This is a genomic window from uncultured Bacteroides sp. (assembly GCF_905207245.1).
In the GTDB taxonomy this organism is placed as follows: domain Bacteria; phylum Bacteroidota; class Bacteroidia; order Bacteroidales; family Bacteroidaceae; genus Bacteroides.
The window spans coordinates 59,931-85,068 of the sequence record NZ_CAJLKP010000016.1 but is presented as its reverse complement, the minus strand read 5'-3'; the positions used below and the strand labels follow the sequence as shown (position 1 = coordinate 85,068).

Annotated in this window: 18 protein-coding genes; 16 read left to right on the top strand and 2 right to left on the bottom strand. The window is 43.7% G+C overall.

The features are described 5' to 3' along the window. The 7 genes from QZ135_RS07495 to tsf form a co-directional block, all read left to right on the top strand. Positions 1-1,287: pseudouridine synthase (locus QZ135_RS07495; RefSeq protein WP_294607371.1), on the top strand; the 1,287-nt coding region annotated here is incomplete at its 5' end. Between the two features lie 29 nt (positions 1,288-1,316). Beyond that, the gene (gene asnS / locus QZ135_RS07490) at positions 1,317-2,720 is read left to right on the top strand and encodes an asparagine--tRNA ligase (RefSeq protein WP_294607369.1); all 1,404 of its coding nucleotides are present in this window, start codon (positions 1,317-1,319) and stop codon (positions 2,718-2,720) included. Between the two features lie 138 nt (positions 2,721-2,858). After that, complete coding sequence (locus QZ135_RS07485; RefSeq protein WP_294607366.1) at positions 2,859-3,350, top strand: DUF4488 domain-containing protein; 492 nt, start codon at positions 2,859-2,861, stop codon at positions 3,348-3,350. A 287-nt stretch (positions 3,351-3,637) separates the two neighbouring features. Beyond that, entirely contained in the window at positions 3,638-4,099 is a 462-nt protein-coding gene (gene rplM, locus QZ135_RS07480; RefSeq protein WP_025835284.1) for a 50S ribosomal protein L13, read from the top strand. Positions 4,100-4,104: 5 nt separating this feature from the next. Beyond that, complete coding sequence (gene rpsI, locus QZ135_RS07475; protein WP_007210470.1) at positions 4,105-4,491, top strand: 30S ribosomal protein S9; 387 nt, start codon at positions 4,105-4,107, stop codon at positions 4,489-4,491. Positions 4,492-4,682: 191 nt separating this feature from the next. Continuing rightward, complete coding sequence (rpsB, locus tag QZ135_RS07470; protein ID WP_294607360.1) at positions 4,683-5,516, top strand: 30S ribosomal protein S2; 834 nt, start codon at positions 4,683-4,685, stop codon at positions 5,514-5,516. 111 nt (positions 5,517-5,627) lie between these two features. Next, a complete protein-coding gene (tsf, locus tag QZ135_RS07465; protein WP_294607357.1) occupies positions 5,628-6,620 on the top strand; it encodes a translation elongation factor Ts in 993 nt (330 codons plus the stop codon). Between the two features lie 194 nt (positions 6,621-6,814). On the opposite strand, the gene QZ135_RS07460 is transcribed toward tsf, so the two are convergent. Further along, positions 6,815-7,162, bottom strand: a complete 348-nt coding sequence (locus QZ135_RS07460) for a translation initiation factor (RefSeq protein WP_294607353.1) — start codon at positions 7,160-7,162, stop codon at positions 6,815-6,817. 111 nt (positions 7,163-7,273) lie between these two features. Between QZ135_RS07460 and QZ135_RS07455 the strand changes: the two genes are divergently transcribed. The 5 genes from QZ135_RS07455 (at position 7,274) to porV (ending at position 16,213) form a co-directional block, all read left to right on the top strand. Beyond that, a complete protein-coding gene (locus QZ135_RS07455; protein ID WP_294607351.1) occupies positions 7,274-9,763 on the top strand; it encodes a DUF5686 and carboxypeptidase regulatory-like domain-containing protein in 2,490 nt (829 codons plus the stop codon). A 99-nt stretch (positions 9,764-9,862) separates the two neighbouring features. Further along, positions 9,863-10,525 carry a redox-sensing transcriptional repressor Rex gene (locus tag QZ135_RS07450; protein ID WP_294607378.1) on the top strand — a complete coding sequence of 221 codons (663 nt, stop codon included), beginning with the start codon at positions 9,863-9,865 and terminating at the stop codon, positions 10,523-10,525. After that, positions 10,525-11,142, top strand: a complete 618-nt coding sequence (locus QZ135_RS07445; protein WP_294607348.1) for a fumarylacetoacetate hydrolase family protein — start codon at positions 10,525-10,527, stop codon at positions 11,140-11,142. Before QZ135_RS07450 ends, QZ135_RS07445 begins: the two co-directional genes overlap by 1 nt. Positions 11,143-11,158: 16 nt before the next feature. Continuing rightward, positions 11,159-14,992, top strand: a complete 3,834-nt coding sequence (gene porU / locus QZ135_RS07440) for a type IX secretion system sortase PorU (RefSeq protein WP_294607345.1) — start codon at positions 11,159-11,161, stop codon at positions 14,990-14,992. Positions 14,993-15,040: 48 nt separating this feature from the next. Further along, positions 15,041-16,213 (top strand): type IX secretion system outer membrane channel protein PorV, encoded by a 1,173-nt coding sequence (porV, locus tag QZ135_RS07435; RefSeq protein ID WP_294607342.1) that lies wholly within the window; start codon positions 15,041-15,043, stop codon positions 16,211-16,213. Positions 16,214-16,279: 66 nt separating this feature from the next. On the opposite strand, the gene QZ135_RS07430 is transcribed toward porV, so the two are convergent. Continuing rightward, a complete protein-coding gene (locus QZ135_RS07430) occupies positions 16,280-17,725 on the bottom strand; it encodes a retropepsin-like aspartic protease (RefSeq protein WP_294607339.1) in 1,446 nt (481 codons plus the stop codon). Between the two features lie 366 nt (positions 17,726-18,091). On the opposite strand from QZ135_RS07430, the gene QZ135_RS07425 reads away from it, so the two are divergent. From QZ135_RS07425 to QZ135_RS07410, 4 genes are all read left to right on the top strand, one after another. Next, the gene (locus QZ135_RS07425; protein WP_294607376.1) at positions 18,092-18,628 is read left to right on the top strand and encodes an RNA polymerase sigma-70 factor; all 537 of its coding nucleotides are present in this window, start codon (positions 18,092-18,094) and stop codon (positions 18,626-18,628) included. Between the two features lie 73 nt (positions 18,629-18,701). Continuing rightward, positions 18,702-19,700: a FecR domain-containing protein gene (locus QZ135_RS07420; RefSeq protein WP_294607337.1), complete on the top strand. Its 999-nt coding sequence runs from the start codon at positions 18,702-18,704 to the stop codon at positions 19,698-19,700. Between the two features lie 250 nt (positions 19,701-19,950). Beyond that, on the top strand, positions 19,951-23,232 hold the full coding sequence (locus QZ135_RS07415) for a SusC/RagA family TonB-linked outer membrane protein (protein ID WP_294607335.1): 3,282 nt from the start codon (positions 19,951-19,953) through the stop codon (positions 23,230-23,232). A 34-nt stretch (positions 23,233-23,266) separates the two neighbouring features. Further along, positions 23,267-25,120: a RagB/SusD family nutrient uptake outer membrane protein gene (locus QZ135_RS07410; RefSeq protein ID WP_294607333.1), complete on the top strand. Its 1,854-nt coding sequence runs from the start codon at positions 23,267-23,269 to the stop codon at positions 25,118-25,120. Positions 25,121-25,138 lie beyond the last annotated feature (18 nt).

Below are 25,138 nucleotides of genomic sequence, written 5' to 3'. Positions count from 1 at the left end.
CCTAATGCAGAAGGCAGTAGCGAACGTCCACAACGTTCTTATGGTGATCGTCCGGCTTACAATCGTGAAGGTGGCGACCGTCCTTATCGTCCTCGCTATAACAGCGAAGGTGGTGATCGTCCTCAACGCCCATCCTATGGAAACAACGCCGGTGGCGACCGTCCTTATCGTCCTCGCTATAATAGCAGTGAAGGTGGCGACCGTCCTCAACGTCCTTCTTATGGCGGTGGTTCTTCCTATGGTGGAGGTTCTTCTTATGGCGACCGTCCTCAGCGCCCGCGTTTTAACAGTGGCGATGGCGGACAACGTTCTTATAACAACGATCGCCCTTATCGTCCCCGCTATAATGATGGCGACCGTCCTCAGCGTTCTTCCTATGGTGGTGGAGGCTCTTACGGTGGTGGCTCTTATGGCGACCGTCCTCAGCGTCCGCGTTTCAATTCCGATGGAGGAAGACCGAGTGGTGGATATGGACGTCCGCAACAGCGTCGCACAGCGGATTATGATCCGAATGCAAAGTACAGTCGTAAGAAACAAATAGAATATAAGGAGCAGTTTGTTGATCCTAACGAACCGATTCGTTTGAATAAATTCCTGGCAAATGCAGGTGTTTGCTCTCGTCGTGAGGCAGATGAATTTATCACAGCAGGTGTGGTTTTAGTAAATGGAGTAGTGGTTACGGAGCTTGGAACCAAGATTAAACGTGGTGACGAAGTGAAATTCCACGACCAGACGGTAAGCATCGAACGTAAAATCTATATTCTGTTGAATAAGCCGAAAGACACTGTGACTACCTCGGATGACCCGCAGGCACGCCGCACGGTTATGGATTTGGTGAAAGGTGCTTGTGACGAGCGTATTTATCCGGTAGGTCGTCTGGACCGCAACACTACAGGTGTTTTGCTGCTGACGAATGACGGTGACCTGGCTTCCAAGCTGACACATCCGAAGTTCCTGAAGAAGAAGATTTATCACGTACATACAGATAAGAATGTGACGAAGGCTGATATGGATCAGATTGCAGCCGGTATCCAGTTGGATGACGGTGAAATCCACGCAGATGCTATCAGTTATACGGACGATTTCAAACGTGATGAAGTGGGCATCGAAATCCACTCCGGTAAAAATCGTATCGTACGTCGTATATTTGAGTCATTGGGTTACAAGGTAGTGAAGCTCGACCGCGTGTTCTTTGCCGGATTGACAAAGAAAGGTTTGCGTCGTGGCGAATGGCGTTACCTTAGTGAACAAGAGGTGAACTACCTGCGCATGGGCTCATTTGAGTAATTATATAATAAGGTATTAAACACAAATTTATGGAAAAGATTAGTAGAACAAAGATTGTTGACGTGTTGAAGCGCGAAGATTTTGGCGCTATGGTCAACGTGAAAGGCTGGGTTCGCACCCGCAGAGGTAGTAAACAAGTTAATTTTATCGCCCTGAATGACGGTTCTACAATAAATAATGTGCAGATAGTAGTGGATTTGGCAAACTTCGATGAAGACATGCTGAAAGATATTACTACCGGTGCCTGTGTGAGTGTGAACGGTGAATTGACGGAATCTGTAGGTTCCGGTCAGAAAGCTGAAATTCAGGCTCGTGAGATTGAAGTTCTGGGAACTTGTGATAATACATATCCTTTGCAGAAAAAAGGTCATACGTTGGAATTCCTGCGTGAGATTGCTCACCTGCGTCCCCGTACGAATACTTTCGGTGCAGTGTTCCGCATCCGTCATAACATGGCGATGGCTATCCATACTTTCTTCCATCAGAAAGGTTTCGTCTATTTCCATACCCCCATCATTACAGCTTCTGACTGTGAAGGTGCCGGACAGATGTTTCAGGTGACGACAAAGAATCTGTATGACTTGAAAAAAGACGAAGCGGGTTCTATCATCTATGATGATGACTTCTTTGGCAAACAAGCCAGTCTGACGGTTTCCGGTCAGTTGGAAGGTGAACTTGCAGCTACAGCTCTGGGGGCTATCTATACGTTTGGCCCTACATTCCGTGCAGAAAACTCCAATACTCCGCGCCACTTGGCCGAGTTCTGGATGGTGGAGCCGGAAGTTGCGTTCAACGATATTACGGACAATATGGATCTGGCGGAAGAGTTCATTAAATTCTGTGTGAAATGGGCTTTGGATAACTGTGTTGATGATGTGAAATTCCTCAACGATATGTTCGACAAAGGGCTGATTGAGCGCCTGCAAGGTGTGTTGAAAGAGTCTTTCGTGCGCCTGTCTTATACGGATGGTATCAAGATACTGGAAGATGCAGTTGCAAAAGGCCATAAGTTTGAGTTCCCGGTATACTGGGGTGTGGACCTGGCTTCCGAACACGAACGTTATCTCGTGGAAGAGCACTTCAAACGTCCGGTCATCCTGACTGATTATCCGAAGGAAATCAAAGCCTTCTATATGAAACAGAACGAAGATGGCAAGACGGTACGCGCAATGGATGTGTTGTTCCCGAAGATTGGCGAAATTATCGGTGGCTCCGAGCGTGAAGCAGATTATGACAAACTGATGAAGCGCATCGATGAAATGCATATTCCGATGAAGGATATGTGGTGGTATCTCGATACCCGCAAGTTCGGTACGTGTCCTCACTCCGGCTTCGGCTTGGGCTTTGAACGCTTGCTTCTGTTCGTGACGGGTATGGCGAATATTCGTGATGTCATACCTTTTCCGCGTACACCGCGTAATGCAGAGTTCTAATTCGACAATAAAAGTTAAGAGCCCGCACAATCTTGGTTGTGCGGGCTCTTTTTTTATAGATAAATTGTTATAATATCAAAATAAATGCTTATATTTGGGTCAGTTGGATGCCGATACGTTAACCAAATATATACGAACATGAGAAAGCAATATTTCATTACCATGCTGGCGGCGGTGTTGCTGGCGGTAACAGGAACGATGGCGCAGGAGAAGACAAGTTTCAAACCTGCGGACCTGAAAGGCATCTGGCAATTATGTCACTATGTATCCGAAGTTCCGGGTGTTCCCGGTACGTTGAAGCCCAGCAATACGTTCAAGGTATTGAGCGATGACGGGCGTATCGTAAACTTCACTCTTATTCCCGGCAAAGATGCCATCATCACCGGCTATGGCACGTATATGCAGTTGACGGACAACAGCTATAAGGAAAGTATTGAGAAGAATATTCATCTGCCCATGCTGGATAATAAAGATAACACTCTGGAGTTTGAACTGGGTGATGGCGGACTTATGCATTTGAAGTATTTTATTTCTAAAGATTTGAACGGTAATGAACTGAACTGCTGGTATCACGAGACCTGGAAGCGAGTGTCGATGCCCGATAAGTTCCCGGAAGACATTGTTCGCTGAGACGAGCTTTCATAATGTAACAAGCAATGTCAGGTTGCAAAACAAACAATCTTTTGCAGCCTGACATTGCTTGTTTGGTATCCTGACATTGCTTGTAATTGATTGCTAGCCTTTTAAAAAAAAGAAGAAAACGTTTGCCAGTTTTGGGAAAATCCGTACCTTTGCAAGCCGATTATTATCTAATAAGGATAAGCAATTAATTCAGAGCGAGTTAATCTACCTTTGTCCGGGGTAGTTAATCCGTAATGAGATTTTTTTAGTAGTAACATTTAAAAAACAAATCAAGAGTGGATACTTTAAGTTACAAGACCATTTCTGCAAACAAAGCTACGGTAACCAAAGAATGGGTTATTGTTGATGCTACAGACCAAGTATTGGGACGTCTGGGCGCAAAAGTTGCGAAACTGTTGAGAGGGAAGTATAAACCAAACTTTACTCCTCACGTAGATTGCGGTGATAATGTAATCATTATTAATGCCGACAAAGTTAAAATGACAGGTAATAAGTGGACTGACAAAGTGTATTTGTCATACACAGGTTATCCCGGTGGTCAGAGAGAAATGACTCCTGCTCGTTTGCAGGCTAAACCGAATGGTGATGACAGACTGTTGAGAAAAGTAGTAAAGGGTATGCTGCCTAAGAATAAATTGGGCGCTAAATTGCTGAGCAATATGTATGTATATGCCGGTAGCGAGCACAAACATGAAGCTCAGAGCCCCAAGTCAATTGATATAAACTTACTTAAATAAGAAATATGGAAGTAGTAAATGCATTAGGCAGACGTAAAAGTGCAATTGCACGCATTTTCGTAACCGAAGGTACAGGAAAGATTACTATTAACAAGAGAGACCTTGCAGAGTACTTTCCATCAACTATTCTTCAGTATGTAGTAAAACAACCGCTGAGCAAGCTGGGTGTTGCTGAAAAATATGATATTAAAGTAAATCTTTGCGGTGGTGGTTTCACCGGTCAATCTCAGGCTTTGCGTCTGGCTATCGCCCGCGCACTGGTGAAGATGAATGCTGAAGACAAGGCTGCTCTCCGCGCCGAAGGCTTCATGACTCGTGACCCGCGTTCTGTTGAACGTAAGAAGCCGGGACAACCGAAAGCTCGTAGAAGATTCCAGTTCAGTAAACGTTAATCAGTTTAGAAAGTTAACAAGTGGACAAGTTAACAAGTGGACAAGGTATTTCCTAGTCAACTGTCAACTGATAACCTCGTCAACTGAACGGCGTTTAGTATCTAAACTACCGGGACTCTGGAATGATAGACTACCCGGCGGTTGGTTTAGAAAAAACAAAAAAGAAAGTAAACGATTTAAAGAAAAACAAGATGTCAAGAACAAATTTTGATACATTATTGGAAGCTGGTTGCCACTTTGGTCACCTCAAAAGAAAGTGGAATCCCGCAATGGCTCCCTATATTTTCATGGAACGCAATGGTATCCATATCATTGACCTCCACAAAACAGTTGCTAAAGTAGACGAAGCTGCTGAAGCTTTGAAGCAAATTGCTAAATCAGGAAAGAAAGTCCTGTTCGTTGCTACTAAAAAACAAGCTAAACAAGTGGTTGCTGACAAAGCTGCCTCTGTAAATATGCCTTATGTAATCGAGCGCTGGCCGGGCGGTATGTTGACTAACTTCCCCACTATCCGCAAGGCTGTTAAGAAGATGGCTACCATCGACAAATTGACGAACGACGGTACGTACTCTAATCTGTCTAAGAGAGAAGTTCTGCAGATTTCACGTCAACGTGCTAAGTTGGACAAGACTTTGGGTTCTATTGCTGACCTGACTCGTCTGCCGTCTGCACTGTTCGTTATTGATGTTATGAAAGAAAATATCGCTGTTCGCGAAGCTAACCGTTTGGGCATCCCCGTATTCGGTATCGTTGACACGAACTCTGACCCTACTAACATTGACTTCGTAATTCCGGCTAATGACGATGCTACTAAATCAGTAGAAGTAATTCTGGATGCTTGCTGCGCTGCTATGCAGGAAGGTTTGGAAGAAAGAAAAGCTGAAAAGGTAGATATGGAAGCTGCTGGTGAAGCTCCTGCTAACAAGGGTAAGAAGAAAGCTACAAAAGCAAGACTTGACAAATCCGACGAGGAAGCAATCAATGCAGCTAAAGCTGCTGCTTTCATGAAGGAAGAAGAGGCTTAATCATAGTTGAATGGTAAGATGGTAAAATGATAAGATGATAATGTCGTCTTACCATCCTATCATCTTACCATTTTATCATTTAGAATATTAATTTAACAAAGAAAATATATTATGGCTGTATCAATGGCTGATATTACCAAACTCCGCAAAATGACCGGAGCAGGTATGATGGATTGCAAGAATGCATTGACAGAAGCTGAAGGCGATTTCGACAAGGCAATGGAAATTATCCGTAAGAAGGGACAGGCTGTTGCCGCTAAGCGTTCAGATCGTGAAGCTTCTGAAGGTTGCGTTCTGGCTAAAACTACCGGTAACTTTGCTGTTATCGTTGCTTTGAAGTGTGAAACCGACTTTGTGGCTCAGAATGCTGACTTCGTGAAGTTGACTCAAGATATTCTTGATCTCGCTGTAGCTAACAATTGCAAGACTTTGGATGAAGTGAAAGCACTGCCGATGGGTAATGGCACTGTACAGGATGCAGTGACCGACCGTAGCGGTATCACGGGTGAGAAGATGGAACTTGATGGCTACATGACTGTAGAGGGTGTAAACACTGCTGTTTACAACCACATGAACAAAAATGGCCTCTGTACCATCGTTGCTTTCAACAAGGATGTAAACGAACAATTGGCTAAGCAAATTGCTATGCAAATTGCTGCCATGAACCCGATTGCAATTGACGAAGATGGTGTTTCTGAAGAAGTGAAACAGAAAGAAATCGAAGTTGCCATTGAGAAGACCAAAGCAGAACAAGTACAGAAAGCTGTGGAGAATGCTTTGAAGAAAGCTGGTATCAATCCTACTCATGTGGACAGCGAAGACCACATGGAGAGCAACATGGCTAAAGGCTGGATTACGGCTGAAGATGTAGCGAAAGCAAAAGAAATCATTGCTACTGTTTCTGCTGAAAAGGCTGCGCATTTGCCTGAACAAATGATTCAGAACATTGCTAAAGGACGTTTGGCTAAGTTCTTGAAGGAAGTTTGTCTGCTGAACCAGGAAGATATCATGGACGGTAAGAAGACTGTAAGAGAAGTGTTGGCTGAGGCTGATTCTGAACTGAAGATTGTAGACTTCAAGCGTTTCACTTTGAAAGCTGAATAATTCAAATCTATATATAGAAGCGACCGCACGTAGTTCCCGTAGCGGTCGTTTTTTTTATGCATATTCGTTGCTTTTGAAACAGGTGATATAACTTACTGAAAACAGATGGTCTGTTTACCCCAAACGGATGGTCTGTTTGACCTCAATAGACCATCTGTTTGCCCCTAATAGACCGTCTGTTTCGGCAGAGCGGATTACCCTACCGGTTTCGATTGCGTATATCCTTCTTTTTTTAGTAGTTCCAGTACTTTCTGTTTGAAATCTCCTTGCACAATGATTTCTCCGTCTTTGGCACTTCCACCTACACCACATTTAGACTTCAGCAATTTGCCTAATTCCTTCAAGTCATTCTCCGTACCTACAAATCCTGTGATAAGCGTAACCACTTTTCCACCCCGGTTCTTACGGTCCAGTTGAACACGTAACTTCTGCCGGGAAGGTTCTAAAGTGACTTGTTCTTCATCATCTTCCATTTCATAACTATAATCCGGGTTGGTAGAATAGACAACATTCAACCGTTCTTTCCAATCATTATTTTTCATATTTGTACTGTTTAGTAAGGTCAAAAGTAATATTTTGCATGGAACTTTGCAATCTTTTGAGAGTTTTGTCGTCTAATAGAAAAATGCTATTTAACTTCAAATGCCAAAGACATGAAGAAATATATCTGTTCCCTCTTATTGAGTCTTACCACTATACTTTCTTTTGCACAAAATTTCAAGGGTACTGTTACGGATGATAGCGGAAATCCGGTTCCTTATGCCGCTCTTTATCTGCGAGAGACTAAATCGGGTCTAACGACTGATGAACATGGACACTTTCAAACAAAACTGCCTGTGGGACAGTATACGTGTGAAGTCTCATCTTTGGGATACAAGTCCCAGAGTTTTTCTTTTCAGATGCCTGAGCGTGATTATGAAAAGAATATAGTCCTTGCCGAACGCACCTATACGTTGCCGGAAGTAAGCATTACCAAAGGAAATGAAGACCCGGCTTATGCTGTGATGCGCCGGGCGATAGCCCGTGCCCCTTATCACCGTACACAAGTGAAAGGTTACAGAGCAGGCACTTATCTGAAAGGAACAGGAAAGGGGACTTCCATTCCGGCAGTGTTGAAGCTATCCAAGGAAGTTCGCAAAGATGCAAAGGAGTGGCTTGGTAAACTCTTCGTGCTGGAAGAACAACAAGTCGTGAATTTTACAGCTCCCAATGTATGGAATAACCGGGTTATTGCTCATAAAAATTCTTTTCCGGAAGAGATACAGGTGGATATGGGGATAACTATGGTGAACCTTTATACCCCTGAACTTTTCGGCAAGATATCCCCCTTGAATAAAAGAGCTTTCTCATACTATCGTTTCAAACTCGACGGTTGTTTCGTGGAAGAAGGGCAGATGATTAATAAAATCCGTGTCATCCCCCGGAAAGAGGATAACCGTTTGCTGGAAGGGGATTTATTTATTGTGGAAGATTTGTGGTGTATATCTGCTGCCGATGTCAGAGTTCGCGGCGGAGGTTTGAAAGCACAAATCAAAGTTACCTGCAAGGAAGTACAACCTTCTGTTTTTCTACCGGTTTCCACTACGATGTCTTCTTCTATTGACATAATGGGCTTTAAGGCGGAAGCATCCTATCTGGCGGCAGTGCACTATACGGAAGTTAAAACAGACCACCAACCACAGGAAACAAAAAAAGAAGCTACAGTGGCGGTTGCAGTGAACAACGCAGCACAGCCGAAGAAACATAAATATGAACGGCCTGCCCGCATTGGCCGTAAGGATACTCAGGTTGATTCACTTGCCGATAAGCGGGATTCCCTTTACTGGACTGCTGTGCGTAGTGTACCGTTGAGATTGGAAGAGGTGCAGAGCTACCAATACAAGGAAAAGATTATTCTGAAAGATTCACTGTCCGGAGGAAATAAAGCGAATCAGAAAAAAGGTATCGGCCAGGTGTTGAATACCGTCATGTGGGGAAAGACGTTTAGAACTTCCAATAAAAAAGCCTGGTTGACTTTACCTCATCTTACCTCATATCTTCCCGAATATAATTTTGTCGATGGTTTCTGGTTGGGAGCCAAGCTAAAGACGGGCGTAAAACTGTCGCAAGCTTCCACCCTGCGTTTTGTACCTTCGTTCTACTATACTACAGCCCGGAAGAGTTGGGTAGGACAAGGGGAACTTACGTTAGATTATGCTCCACGAAACTGCGGTCGCTTTTCTCTTTCCGGTGGGGTACTCTCTGACGACTATAATTCAGAGAACGGAGAATCCCGTTTTATAAATGCAATGTCCAGTTCATTGTTCGGACACAACCATCTGAAACTCTACGAGAATACTTTCTTTACTGTGGACCACGCGATAGAACCTTTCAACGGATTACTTTTTTCGTCCTCACTTTCCTGGCAACGCCGAAAGATGCTGGATAATCACATCCGGCACAGTTGGTTCAAGAGAGATGTTGAGCCGAACCTGCCGGAGAACGATGCTTTCCGGCCGATGCCCGATAATGATATTCTGAAAGCTTCTTTCGAATTGGAATACACCCCGGCACACTACTATCACATGTCGAAGGGTAAGAAAGTATATGAAGATTCTCCTTATCCAACTTTTGCCTTGAAATATGACAGAGCCTTCCCGATGAACGGAAGCCGCTATCTGACCTCCTATCATCTGATGCAATTTTCTGCTAAGCAAGATATTGAGTTCGGCATGTTCAATCGTTTGCATTGGTCGGTAAACGCGGGTACATTTTGGGGAGCGAAAAACCTGCAATTCCCCGACTTCAAGCATTTCGCCTCCACCCGTATTTGGGTCACGGAACGTTTTTTCGATACCGGATTCAGCCTGCTGGATAATTACGCTTTATCCACCGATACCCGTTGGGCGCAGGCAAACGCCTCTTGGTACACCCCGTATCTTCTTCTGAAACATCTTCCTTTTCTGTCAAGAAAACCTATAGATGAAGCCCTGCATCTCCGTTCTATTGTGATATACGGGCAACGGCCTTACACAGAGTTGGGATATTCAATCGGGTTTTCAGATATGGCGCGGATAGGTGTGTTTGTTGGCTTCGATTGCCTGAAATACCATTCAACAGGAGTTTCCATCAGTCTGCCGTTATCTTTGATTGCGGGTGAGTGACACTTTTGTAGAAATTATGTTAACTTTCTTCTGTATGACTGTTCATTTTCGGAAAAAAGCGTATTTTTGTCAATCCGTAACCTATAAGAAATGAAGAAAATGACCACGAACCAGGCAATTCAATATAAGGATAGCATGAAAGTGCCGGAGCCTACTTTGCGCAGGTTGCCGTGGTACTTGTCGAATGTCAAGCTACTCAAACAGCGGGGCGAACGGTTTGTCTCTTCTACGCAAATATCCAAAGAAATCAATATAGATGCTTCCCAGATAGCTAAAGACTTGTCTTATGTGAATATCTCCGGACGCACGCGTGTGGGCTATGAAGTCGATACGCTGATTGCCGTATTGGAAGACTTCCTGGGATTTACCGATATGCACAAAGCATTCCTTTTTGGTGTAGGTAGCTTGGGGGGTGCCTTGTTGCGCGACTCCGGTTTGAAGCATTTCGGACTGGAAATAGTGGCGGCATTCGATGTTAATCCCGAATTGGTAGGTACTACACTGAACGGTATTCCTATTTTCCATTCTGACGATTTTGAGCAGAAGATGCACGAATATGATGTGAATATCGGCGTACTGACCGTACCCATCGAGATAGCCCAACGGATTACGGATACAATGATATCCGGCGGCATTAAAGCAGTGTGGAACTTTACCCCTTTCCGTATCCGCGTGCCGGAAAATATCGTTGTCCAGAATACTTCTCTATATGCTCATTTGGCGGTGATGTTCAACCGCCTGAATTTTAACGAAATCAAATAATGAAGATTATTGCTGTTGGAATGAACTATGCACTGCACAATAAAGAGCTGGGGCATACGTTAGTAAATAAAGAGCCGGTTATCTTCATGAAGCCCGACTCGGCGATATTGAAAGACGGAAAGCCTTTCTTTATTCCCGATTTTTCGGATGAGGTTCATTATGAAACAGAAGTGGTGGTACGCATCTGCCGTTTGGGAAAGAATATTGCGCCGCGCTTTGCAAGCCGTTATTACGACGCGGTGACGGTAGGTATCGACTTTACAGCGCGTGATCTGCAACGCAAGTTCCGCGAGGGGGGCAATCCCTGGGAACTCTGCAAAGCGTTCGACAATTCGGCGGCTATAGGTACATTTGTTCCTTTGGAACAGGCAGGAGGCGATGTGCAGCAACTCGATTTCCGTATGGAAATAGACGGACGGGAAGTGCAGCACGGAAACACCTCGGATATGCTTTTCAAGGTGGATGAGATTATAGCATACGTCAGCCGCTTTATGACGCTGAAAATTGGCGACCTGTTGTTTACGGGAACTCCCGCAGGCGTAGGTCCGGTACAGATAGGACAGCATTTACAAGGATACCTCGGAGAAGATAAGTTGCTCGACTTTTATATTCGTTGAGTCAATTTATTAATATATGTTCGTTAAACGTTGCTGGTTGCTTTGTTGCTTTATTGCTCTCTTTCTTCCGGTTTTGGCGCAGGAATTCGTTACGCTGAACTGGCAGGAGTTGCCGTCCGTGCAAACGCTTCCCGTAGTGACGCGAGAACTTCCGTTGAAGGATGATTTCCGTTCTTTTACTTATCAAGTTGAAATAGAGTTTCCGGAATATCAGAGATTAAACAAGAACGAAGTGGCGGCTTTAGAAATCCGGCTCGACAGTTTGCGCCGGTTTCCAGATGAAGACATGGCTTTCAGGGAAGGTCTGCCGGTATCTCCACAAATAACTTCGTTTATCAAAGTCTCCGCACATCGTGGTTTCCTCTCCATACACTTTGTCCCCGTGGTCTATCGGGAAGGCAGTTATCAACGACTGAACTCTTTTAAATTATCGGTGAAATCTTTCCCGAAGAAAGAAGAAATGGGAGAGGGGGCAGCCACCCGGAGCACTGCAACCTCCTCTATTAAAACTTCTCTGAAAGACTGTACTAATTCACTTCTTTCCTCCGGTCGTTGGACGAAGATACGTGTCCGGAACACCGGAGTCTTTAAGATTATGAATGCCGAATTGAAGAAAATGGGCTTTTCCAGACCGGAGAAAGTGCGGGTATTTGGGTATGGTGGCTATTTACTTTCCCAGCGTTTCAGTGAACATCCTTCGGCTGATTTGCCCGAAGTCCCCTTACTGCGTTTGTCGGACGGCGTGTTATTTTATGCGCGTGGCACTGTTTCCTGGAAGCCTGATACCAAAAACTCTTATTTTATCCGCGAACGTAATTTCTATTCCGATGAAGGATATTATTTTTTGACCGACCGGGATGATATTCCGGAAATGGAAACCGAAGTAGTACCCTCTGTGCAAGGCACTGCTGGCAACCGGCTGACTACATTCAACTCTTATGCCCTTTATGAGAAAGATGCATTTAGCTGGGCCAATACCGGCAGGGAGCTTTATGAAGACTATGATTATGTTGCAGGAAATGTGAAAAACTATACCTTACATTTGCCGGGCATTGTACCCGGAGAAGTCGGCTGGTTGACTACCACATTTGCCGCCCGTTCCATTGGAGTGCCCACTTCTTATGCTGTCTCGGTGGATGACGTAGCACAAGGTAGCGCCTCGTTAGCATCTATTTCATCCGATAATCAGTATTACACAAAAGCCACTTCTACAACCATAAATACTTTCTGGCGGGGAGCAAATTCGGAGACTGCCGTGGTAACCGTCACTCATACCCGTCCGTCAGGAACATCGGGCCGTCTGGATTATATCGCTTTGAACTATACTCGCGAACTTACTCTGAACGCTCCTTATCTAACTTTCCGTTCTCTGGCTTCTATTAATAAGGAAACCACATTCGTACTATCCGGTGCCACAGCCTCCACCGTTATCTGGGATGTAACCGACCCTGCAAGTATCAGTAGAATAGAGGGGCGTTTTGCCGATGGTACCTATACATTCACCATTCCTGCGGGGAAACTGCGTGAATTTGTTGCTGTTACTCCCGAAGCAACAGGCTTTGAAACTGTAGAATCTGCGGGCGGCATTGCAAATCAGAACCTGCATTCTCTGGAACCAACCGATATGATTATCATCTCTCCCGACCGGACTGACCTGATGACACAGGCAGAACGATTGGCACAGGCGCATCGTGAGAAGGACGGAATGTCTGTTGTAGTCATTCCTGCTCCGCAAGTCTACAATGAATTCTCTTCCGGGACGCCGGACGGAACAGCTTACCGCCGCTTGATGAAGATGCTCTACGACCGTTTCCCTAAAGCTGTCGAACGTCCTAAATACTTGTTATTCTTTGGAGATTGCAGTTATGACAACCGTATGCTGACCTCTTCTTGGAAGAACTACCATCCGGATAATTATCTGCTCTCTTATCAATCGGAGAACTCTATCGAAGAAACCGGTTCCTATGTAACCGATGACTACTTCGGCTTTCTGGATGATGAGGAAGGTGATAATCTGACGGCTGCCATGTTGGATATCGGCATCGGACGTTTTCCTGTCCGCACGGCTACTGAGGCAAAAGCAACTGTAGATAAGACCATTGCTTATATGGAAAACAAGCATGCAGGCCCTTGGAAACATACCGTCTGTTATGTATCCGATGATGGAGATAAGAACCTGCATATCTCCCAATCTGAGATACTGGCAAGTTATACTGAACGGAATTATCCTTCCCTGCTTGTCAACCGGATTTATGCTGATGCCTTCCGTCGTGAGGCTTCCGCTACGGGAGAAACGTATCCTGATGCTACGAAGTGCCTTTTGCAAATGTTCGATAAAGGGATGCTGGTAGTCAACTACACGGGACATGGAAGCGCCTCTGCCTGGGCAGCAGAAAGCCTGTTGACAACCAACGACATCACCAAAATGTCTTCTCCTCGTCTTCCTTTGTGGATAACAGCTACCTGCGACTTCACCCGTTTTGACGATATACAGACTTCGGCAGGCGAACAGGCGTTTCTGAATGCCAGAGGTGGCGCCATTGCCTTGCTCACTACCTCCCGTGTGGTATATGCTTCGCAGAACTCCGCCCTGAATCAGGCTTTCCTTCGTCACATCTTTTCCCGTCCCGAAGGCAAACGTCTCCGGTTGGGAGACATTATGCGCCTCTCCAAATGTGATGAGGCGTTGGCGAACGATAAGAATAAACTGAATTTCGCCCTTATCGGCGATCCTGCCCTGACTTTGGCATATCCCGATTATCAGGTACAAATAGATGAATTTGCAGGAGTGAATGTGGCAGAAGAAGGTGCCGTCTATCCGCAAGCGAAAGCCGGCAGCAAGATTACCGTCAAAGGACATATTCTGACTCCTGAGGGTAATCCGGCAGAGGACTTTACCGGTACGGTACACCCTACTGTGCTCGACAGTAAAGAGCAGGTTACCACGCTTGACAATCGGGGCGAGGGGGCTTACACTTATACCGAGCGCAGCAAAACACTTTTCTCCGGCAGTGACTCCGTTCGTCGGGGACGTTTTGAATTTACTTTCCCTGTGCCGTTGGATATCAATTATTCGGATGAAGAAGGTCTGTTGAGTCTTTATGCTCTGAGTGCAGACCGGACTAATGAAGCGGGAGGATATTTTGACCATTTTCTGGTAGGGGGCACAGCCGACGAGATTTCTTCGGATACTTTAGGTCCTAAGATGGCGATTTATCTGAATACCCCGGATTTCCAGTCCGGCGGACAAACCAATAATACACCTCTGTTTGTGGCAGAGTTGGAAGATGCTGACGGTATCAATACGGTAGGCAATGGCATTGGTCATGACCTTTCGCTCTGCATTGACGGCAGTGCGGTGCTGACCTATAATCTGAATGATTACTATACTTCCACAGCCGGAGATTATACCCGGGGGGGGGTGCACTTCTCCGTGCCCGACCTTGCCGAAGGGAAGCATACTCTTGCATTCCGTGCCTGGGATTTGCTGAATAACTCTTCTACAAAGACGTTGGATTTTGAAGTCGTTCGCGGATTGCGCCCCAATCTTTTCTCCGTGATTTGTACGCAGAGCCCTGCAAGGGAGAACACAACGTTTGTTCTTTCCCATAATCGTCCCGGTTCTACGCTTGCCGTGCGCATGTCGGTCTATGATTTTTCCGGGCGGGAATTGTGGACACATCTTGAAAAGGGTATATCCGAGGGACAAACTTATTATATAGAATGGGATTTATGCAGCAATGGGGGACAACGCCTGGCACCCGGTGTATATTTGTATCGTGCTTCCATTGTCTCCGATGGCAGTCGTGAAAGTACGAAAGCACAGAAAATCATTATCCTGTCACAATAAATGAGGTTGTTTATAGTTTTATTAAGACAGTTCCATAAAACATGCTGTATGAAGAAATTTATCTTAGTATCCATCATAGCTTTCTTATCCGTAAGTCTTTTTGCACAAGATAAGAACCAGTTTAACCCTGTCAATACCGGCGTTAACTCTTTGGGCATTGCTCCCGATTCCCGTGGTGGCGGTATGGGCGATGTTGGTGCGGCAACCGATCCGGACGTGAATTCCCAATACTGGAATCCTGCAAAGTATCCGTTCACCATCAGCCGTGCCGGAGTAGCTGTTTCATATACTCCCTGGTTGCGTAAATTGGTGAATGATATCGATCTGGCGTATGTGGCAGGCTATTATCGTATCGGAGATTATCAGGCCGTCAGTGGTTCGCTGCGTTACTTCTCTTTAGGTGAGGTTCCTGTTGGTTATCAGGATGCAAATTCCCCGGGCTATTCCATCAAACCTTATGAAATGGCAGTAGATGTTGCTTACTCCCGTATGCTTTCCGAACGCTTCTCTGCGGCTGTTGCTTTGCGGTATATCTACTCTGACTTGGCGTATAGGGAAGATGAAGAGGTTTCTGCCGGTTCAGCCTTTGCTGCTGATATTGCGTTCTATTATACCAATTATATTATTTTAGCGCAGCGTGAGTGCATGCTCTCTTTCGGACTGAATGCCTCTAATATCGGTACGAAGATTTCTTATGATAGCGGCAATACCAGCCAGTTTCTGCCTACCAACCTGCGTTTGGGAGCTTCTTTGCTGTTTCCGATAGATGATTACAATACGCTTGGAGTCAGCTTTGATGCTAATAAATACATGGTTCCCACCCGTCCAGTCCGGGGAAAAGATGAGTCACAGGAAGAATATGAAGAGCGTCTGGACAGTGACTACAATGATATCTCACCCATTAAAGGTATCTTTAAATCTTTCAGTGACGCCCCCGGTGGTTTCAAGGAAGAATTGCAGGAGATACAGTGGTCGTTGGGTTTGGAATATACCTATCACGAACAGTTTTCCGTTCGTGGCGGCTATCACTGGGAGCATGAAAATAAGGGAAACCGTAAGTACTTCTCGTTCGGTGCAGGCTTCAAGATGAGTGTGTTCTCGCTGGATGCTGCCTATCTGGTATCTACGGCACAGAGCAATCCGCTCGACCAGACACTTCGCTTTACGTTAGGCTTCGATCTTGACGGAATAAAAGACTTGTTCGGACGTCGCAGAAGATGAAGCAGCTACGAGTTACGGGTTACAAGTGCCTTTCGGCAGGAAGAGGAGCTGTGTGTGGAACATTCATTAATGCTGAGTTTTCCAGTAGTCCAGATATATATTTGCTACCCCCAATAATATATCTGTTATATTCAATTTATCTTCCGGTAGCTTTAAGTGCAGTTTTTTAGAGTCGTATATCATTGCATTTGCTCCTTGTGTCCGTGGCGTCGTCTTCACGAACATATCCTTCAGATTGATTGTAACCGTGCTAAAGCTCCGGAATATATCCATTCCTATGATTCCATCTCCGGCGAAGTGAAGGCCATTTTGTTCAGGTGTTGCCACTACACTGAGACTATCTGTGCATCCTATATACTCTCCTATCTGGAAACATGCACCCGGCAATTTGTAAATACAGACCCGTGCTGTGCCACCAAAACCGCCAAGCCCCATTGAGTCCCTTTCTGCTATTCGTTCAATGCGGCTTTTATGCCGTTCAAAGTAATCGTAATTCAACTGACTGAGACCGGAGCCGCTGTCGAAATTCATCCGTAGTAATTCATGGTCATATACCACTTGAAGATCAAGGATGTTTTTCCCTGTAAAACAGATATTCGGGGCAAATTTCGGTGCAGGAGTCAAGTCTTTGGGAATAGTCAGGCGGTTGGTGAGGAAATCCAGTTTTATTTCTTGGAACTGATTGAGGATAGGCAGTCCGATGATAGCTTCCAGATGTTCCATGTAGCGGTCGACTTTTTCTTCTCCGGTTTTCATATCCAGCACATAGAAAGGTACGTTTCTCATCACAAGCGGACCTACCTTTATTTCTTCGGCAATGGCAAATTGTCCGCTCCCTGTACCTACTCCGTTTGCTGTGATTTCTATATCCAGTATCTTCATTCCGCAGGTTTTTGCTATTTCAGGGGTGACTACATTGACACCTGCACCCGTATCCAGCGTAAAGTTCTGTTCTTTTCCATTTATATTGCCTTCCAGAGTTATGGTAGTGGCTCCCGAACCACTTTTGCCCACATTGTCTATGCGGATAGGCAGCACTAAATCCGTTTCTGGCTTTTCCCATTGGTATAAGGCGTAGCCGGACAAAACACGATATTCTTTTTCTTTCCTCCGATATCCGGCAAGAAAGACACTGTCCACCTGCCCCTCCAGTTGGTCGCAGAAACTTTTCAGGGTTTCGGCGGCCTGGTCGTTTGCTCCCTGCTTGCTCAGGTTTTCGGTGAGAAGGTAAATCATGGAAGCCGTGTTTTCAAATCCCATATTCTCCTGTTGTTCGGCAAGCAATTTGCCGATGGCTTTGCAGGCGGCTTCGGGACGGTTGAAGAAGTTGCATAGCAATGCTTGCCCAAAGTCACGCAGAAAAGGGTCCAGCGAGTCTTTGTTGGCAGCAAATTCCCAATGCAACTCAAACCAGTTTTCCTGATTCATGTAGTTTGCTGCCCGCTCGTTGGCGGTTTGGCCGAATGCACTGAGGCTTGTGCAGATAATTGCAACGAGAAATATCTTCTTCATGTCTGTGAGTATTAGTAGATTGTATAATCTCTCAAATATACGAAAAAAAAACGTTTTGTCTATTCTTTCGCCTGCTTTCTTTAAATTATATGCAGTTTTTCATTAATACTTCTTCTCACTAAAATACCCGGGGGCGGCAAGCTGATTTTACTGTAATAATGAGGAACTGTTTTCTTTGAATCCATACGAATTAAATTTGGAAGCAAAAATAAACATTTATATCTTTGTCTCTCGGAATTATCTAATACTCTAAGGAATCCATCTTTTTATGTAAGTTTGTTCTGTAAATTAGAATCGATGAAAGATGCAAAAGATATCCATAGTCTCTTGGGAATGATTTAAGAGGAAAACACACTCGCATTTAATATATTCTATGAAATGTATTATGACCAGGTGTTTCGTTACGCTTATTATTTCCTGAAAGATACTGAGTCTTGTCGGGAAGTAGTTGCAGATGTGTTCTTTGCTGTGTGGCAATCACGCAAAAGACTAAAGGATATAGAAAATCTGGAAACTTATTTATTTATCTCCGTAAGAAACGAAGTGACGCGCTACAACAAAAAAATAGGTAGACATAACCATGTTTCATTGGATGAATTATCGGTTCAATTAGAAATAACAGAAGAAGAATCGCCTCATGATAAAATCTCTTATAAAGAAATGGAGCAGTTGTTGGGGGAAATTATTGGCAAATTGCCGGAAAAATGCCGCCTAATATTCCTGATGGCCCGCCAAGAACGGCTGAAACCCAAAGAAATTGCAGAGAAACTCTGTATATCGGAAAGCACAGTACGCGTACAAATGAAAATTGCTATAGAAAAGATCATCAAACAAATCAAACCCTATTATCCCGACCTTACTCTCTCACTATTATGGTCACTCTTCTTTCCTGTCATTAGTTAAAGAAATAAAAAACTCGAGGTCTCTTTTAAATGAAATCTGATTGAGTGTACTCCTCTGTTTAGAAACAATAATTATGAGCGAGGAAAATAACCCAATTGACATTCTACGGAATGAATTGATTCATGATATCAGTGACCCTGAGAAAGCGACATTGGAAGAATGGAGCCGTTCGACTGATGATAATCGTAGCTTTTGGCAACTGATTAGTGAAATGAAGCTTTCTTCTGAGATTGAAAAAAAGAAGGAAGAAATGAAGACCGGCATCTTGCAAGAAGTTAATAAACGGATAAACAGGAGCCGATACATCCGTCGTATTTTAAAAATCAGTACAGTAGCTGCTTCTATCGCCATTCTGTTGGGAATAACCAGTTACTTCTCCTATAGAGAAGGGTTCAATCAGATAAATAGCCAGCAGATAGAAATGTCCAACCCATTCGGTATGCTGTCGACGATTACTTTACCTGATGGGAGTAAGGTTGTTCTGAATGCAGGAACCACCATTACTTATCCCAGTGCTTTTGTTGCGAAGAACCGGGAAGTTGAAATAAAAGGAGAAGCTTTTTTTGAGGTTGCCCATGATGCCAGACATCCTTTTATTGTGAAAGCTGACCGGATCAACATCGAAGTGTTGGGTACTCAATTCAATGTAAAAGCCTATGAAGAAGATGATTGGATTGAAGTCTCTTTATCAGAAGGAAAAGTGGAAGTGCAGAGCGAGGACAAAAGGAACAGGATTTTCCTCACCCCCGGAGAACAGGCATATTATGATAAACACAATCACTCCCTGAGCACGCGTAACGTGGATATTACTCATTATACATCGTGGAAGAACGGGGCATACTATTTTAGGGCACTTCCTCTGAAAGAAATAACCAAGCAGCTCGAACGTATTTTCAATGTCCATATCCATATAACTTCTCCTAATATTGAGAATATCGTTTTAACCGGTGACTTCCTACGAGGCGAGAATCTGGAACAAATATTACGAATGATAACTGCAGATAAACGCTTGAAATACAGGATAGAAGAGTATGTAATCTATATAGATGAAAATAAAAGTTCTAAGAAATAAATTATTAACCCTAAAAATGAGTGCCTATGATAAAATAGTGTAGTATATAGAAAAGCGAAAAATGCGCTAACATTTTTCGCTTGGATAAGACTTGAGTCTGTAATAATTCATGGATTTACAAACCTAAAATCAATACAAAAATATGGATTTAAAATTAAAAGTAAAACAACCTCACCACATTTATTATTTATTTCTTGTGATTGCTTCCTTTTTTGCATCCACGGAAGTAGCCTATTCGCAAGTAAAAAATATGTCTCTTCATTTAAAGAACGTGACGTTGGAAGAAGCCTTGGGGCAAATCAGACAGAAAGGAGAATATTCTTTATGGTATCGCAATGAAGAAGTTAATTTGAAAAAAAAAGTGTCTCTTGATATTCAAAATGGCAATATCAGCCAAATTTTAGACAGCCTTTTTGAGGGGGAAAACCTGAAATATATAATAGAAGATAATCACATCGTTATCTTCAAGACAAATGGAACGAGTAAATCTGCTCAACAAACAACCAAGCAAATCACCGGTGTAATTAAAGATAATCATGGAGAACCCATCATTGGATGTAATATTATGGAAAAAGGAACATCGAACGGTACAATTACCAGCGTGGATGGAGATTTTTCCCTGAATGTTGCAGAAAAAGCGGTTTTGTTGGTCTCTTATATCGGATACCTTACACAGGAAATCCCTGTGCAAAACAAACAAAATATAGCGGTTACTTTACAGGAAGATGCAAAAATGCTGGATGAAGTAGTTGTCGTTGGCTATGGTCTTGCGAAGAAAAGTGACCTGACCGGATCTATTTCCCAGGTTAAAGCGGAGAGTATGCAAAACTATACTCCGTCAAGTGTTAGCGACTTACTACGCAATAGTATTCCGGGTATGAGTGTAGGATATTCCGTATCCGCGAAAGGAAGTGGTGATATGATGATTCGTGGCGATAATACGCTGACCGCCGGCTCAAGTCCGCTGATTATTGTCGATGGAGTAATCTATAATGGTGACATTTCGGATATCAACCCGAATGACATTGAGAAGCTGGATATAATGAAAGATGCAAGTTCGGCTGCCGTTTATGGATCGAGGGCTACAAACGGGGTGGTTGCTATTACGACAAAAAAAGGAAATTCCCAGAAGCCTGTTATCAACTTTAGCGGAAGTATAGGGATATCTACCGCTGCGAACAGGGTGAAACCTTATGATAAAGAGGGCTTCATTAAATGGCGTTCCGATATGTTTAAATCAGTCTATAGTGCAACTGTGCCACAGAGCCCCTGGAGTCCTTTTGATGATCCGCGTACGATAGATCCTCAATATCTGGATCAATGGATGACTTACCATAGTACTACACAGGACAATCTTGTAGATGCCTGGTTATCTGGTTTACGACTGACCGGGTTGGAAATTGAGAATTACAAATCAGGAAGAAGCATTGACTGGGAGGACTATATTTTTCATAATGGTCCCAGGCAAGATTACAACCTGAGCCTTTCCGGAAAAAAAGAAGATTTCTCTTATTATTGGTCACTGGGATATATGACAAATGAGTCATTGGTAAAAGGGGATGAATTTTCTACCATACGTTCACGGGTGAATATAGAGGGAAAATCTGCCCGTTTCTTGAAAGTGGGATTGAATGCACAGTTCTCTTACCGTGACGAGAGTTCGGTCCCTGCGGATGTGAGCCAATACACCAAACTAACCCCTTACAGTTCATTTTATGAGGATGATGAGGAAACATTAAGGTTATATCCGAATGATGACAATCAGGCACTTCACCCATTGTTGAATCCCACATACAGGTCGCGGGAACAGGAATACTTTACACTCTTCCCTAAGATCTATGCAACTCTGGATTTACCATTCGGCATCACTTATACTGTAAACTATACAACCCGGTTTGTTTTTTACCACAACCATACACATGACTCCTCTGCACATCCACAGTGGAAGTTATTCGGAGGAAGTGCTTCCCGTGAAAATTCATTGAGAAGGGAATGGCAGGTTGATAATATTATAAACTGGAACAAAACCTTTGCACAGAAACACAAGGTGGATGTTACATTCCTGGTAAACGCCGAGCAGTTCCGTAATGATACGGAGAAAATGAATAATCAGAATTTCAGTCCAAACGACATCCTCGGGTATCACGATATGTCTATAGGAAACTTACCGGAAATTTCGAGTAATGATGAGATCCGGACATCGGATGCGTTGATGGCAAGGCTTAACTATGGCTTCATGAATAAATATTTGCTGACCTTGTCGGTGCGGAGAGATGGATCATCCCTGTTTGGCTACTCCAATCCGCGTGCCACCTTCCCTGCCGCAGCTCTGGGATGGGTACTCTCAGAAGAAAAGTTCTTTAAAGTGAAGTTTGTTGATTATCTTAAATTAAGAGCATCCTGGGGTATAAACGGTAACAGAGACATTGATAACTATGCTGCCTTGTCTAAGATGCTTGCCGAGAAATCGCTGAATACTGATGTAAGCGGAACCCCGATTATCATTCCTACCCTGGAAATAAATACGATGGGAAATAAAAAGCTTAAATGGGAAAAGACCGAAGCATATAACCTTGCTTTAGATTTCAGGCTGTTCAATGGCATTTTAAACGGAACAATAGAAACCTATTATATGTCGACCACAGATGTACTGGTCAACAGAGAACTTCCCACTATCACCGGATATAAAAGAGTGTATGCCAATTTGGGAGAGATAAGGAATAAAGGACTTGAACTTTCTCTGAGTAGCACCAATATGAAACAGCATAATTTTGAATGGACCTCCAATCTGCTCTTTGCCTTAAATAGGAATAAGATCATTTCGATAACCGGTGAAAAGTATGACGTTTTTGATAAAGATGGTAACTTTGTAGGACGGAAAGAGCCGGATGACAAAACCAATAACTGGTTTATCGGTCAGGCAAAAGATGTGATATGGGATTATAAAATTCTGGGAACCTGGAAGACCGGGCAAGAAGAAGAGGCTGCCAAATGGAATCAGGCACCCGGTGACTTCAGACTGGAAGATGTAAATGATGATGGACTGCTGACAGATGAAGACAAACAGTTTCTGGGATATAAGACCCCACGATTCTCGTGGACATTGAGTAACACTTTCAGACTGTTCAATGATTTTGAATTCTCCTTCGTCCTGTATTCTCTTTGGGGACACAAGGGAAGCTATGATTTGGCAAAGCATGATAACCATATCGAAGATCGCTGTAATTCCAGGGATATTCCTTATTGGACTCCTGAAAATCAATTGGATGATTATGCCCGGTTGAGGTCTGCTCCCGCTAAGGGAGTGAGCTATTCAGTATGGTTTGACAAGTCTTATATACGCTTGGAAAATGTAGCTTTAGCTTATAAGGTGCCTTCCAAATTTTTGAAGAAGACTCCTATATCCAACCTTAAATTTACATTGAATGTGAAGAATGCGGGGATATGGGCTAAAGACTGGAAGTTCGGCGACCCCGAAGACGGAATGCGTTCACAAAGAATATTCACTTTTGGATTGAATATGACACTTTAATTCTAAACTAAATTATATAGATATGAAAACCATTATGAAATATAAAGCAGCGATCCTGTCTTTTACCATTTGTCTTTTCTGCTCCTGCGGATCAGATTTCCTTAACCCTGACCCTTTGTCTTTTTATGCTCCCGAAAATGCATTGACCGATGAGGCGGGATTGCAAGCGGTATTGGACAAAGCAATGACCACCTTCCGGGGAGAATTCTGCACCGACCAGGCACCATTTTGCACCAATATGAAATATTCGGATATAGCCGTAGACGGTACAACCGATAAGGCAACCCCGTGGCAGGATTTAAATAATCAGATGCTGCCCGATGGAAAAAATGATGACTTGGCATACACCAGAATCGGATGGTACTGGGACAATTCTTTTATCAACATTAAAAACTGCAATACGATTGTAAACAGAATCGATCAAGCTACATTCAAATCGGAAGAGTCAAAGAATGCCTTGTTGGGCAGTGCCTATTTTGTGAGGGCCTATCGCTACTACATGAAAACCTTGCAGTATGGAGATGTACCTTTGGTTTTGGAAGAACTAACCGAACCTAAAGTGGACTACTATACCACCACCAAAGAATCTATTTGGCTGAAAATGATAAAAGACCTGGAGTTTGCAGCACAACATGTCCCCGAAGCTAATAAAGTAAATGGCGGACAGGTGACCAAAGCTGCCTGCAAGCATCTATTGGCCAAGTACTATTTGCTTGAAGGAAGATTCGATGATGCTATCCGGATAACGACCGAAGTTATTAGTGGAGGAGTTCATAAACTGTGCAATGAGCGGTTCGGAGCAGACAAGAGTGTTGCCAATAAAGACGTGGTATGGGACATGTTCCGTATTGAAAATAAGAGCTTGCCGGAAAATACGGAAGGATTATTATTGGCTATCAATAGATATGGCATGGAAGGAAATACGAATGGCACCTATGTGATGCGTAATGCACTTCCTTATTATGGATTGACGGGAATTATTAAAACCCCTAACGGCGCAAACGGCTTGTCGGATGCAGCCAAAAATGAAATTGGTCTTGTAGAAAAATACGGCAGAGGAATCAGTCGTATCCGCCCCACCTGGTATGCACAAAAAGGTGTATGGACCATTAACAAGGTAGAAGACTTTTCTGATTACAGGCACCGGACGGATAATGAAAACTGGATGACAATGGAAATGCTGGTTTATAACAGTCCCGCACTGAAGAAAAACGGAAATGAGTGGTATGGGAAAAATCTTCAATTGTATAATGATCAGGGGAACATTTTATGTAATGACACTATCAGATGCTGGTTTAGCTGGCCACACTATAAAACCTGGTATCCTGATCCTGACCGTGTGCAGCCCCAGGGAGGACCGGGGGATTTCTATATTTTCCGTTTAGCCGAAACTTATTTGCTCAGGGCAGAGGCATATGTATGGAAGGGTGAATGGCAGAAAGCAGCCGACGATATAAACGTCATAAGGAAAAGAGCCAATGCACAATACATGTATTCGGCTGCAGATATTGAAAAGCAAAAGACAGGTGCCGTATTAGATGAAAGGGCAAGGGAATTGTATTATGAAGAACCGCGTAAAGTGGAACTAACCCGAATGGCTATTATTTATGCTCGGACAGGAATCCCCTGCTATAATGGAAAGACGTACACTATGGACAGGCTGACAGAAGATAACTTCTGGTATGACAGGGTGGTGGAAATCAGCGACTTTTATAATAAAGGTGTCCGAACTCCCTACGGAAACTATTTCACCTGCTCACCTTTCCATATCTTCTGGCCTATTCCTTCGTATGCAATCAATACGAACTCCGGAGGAATAATCAATCAGAATAAGGGGTATCCCGGTACGGAAAAGAATGTTCCTCCTTTGGTATATGAGGGGAATTAAGTAATTTAGTGGAAGAAT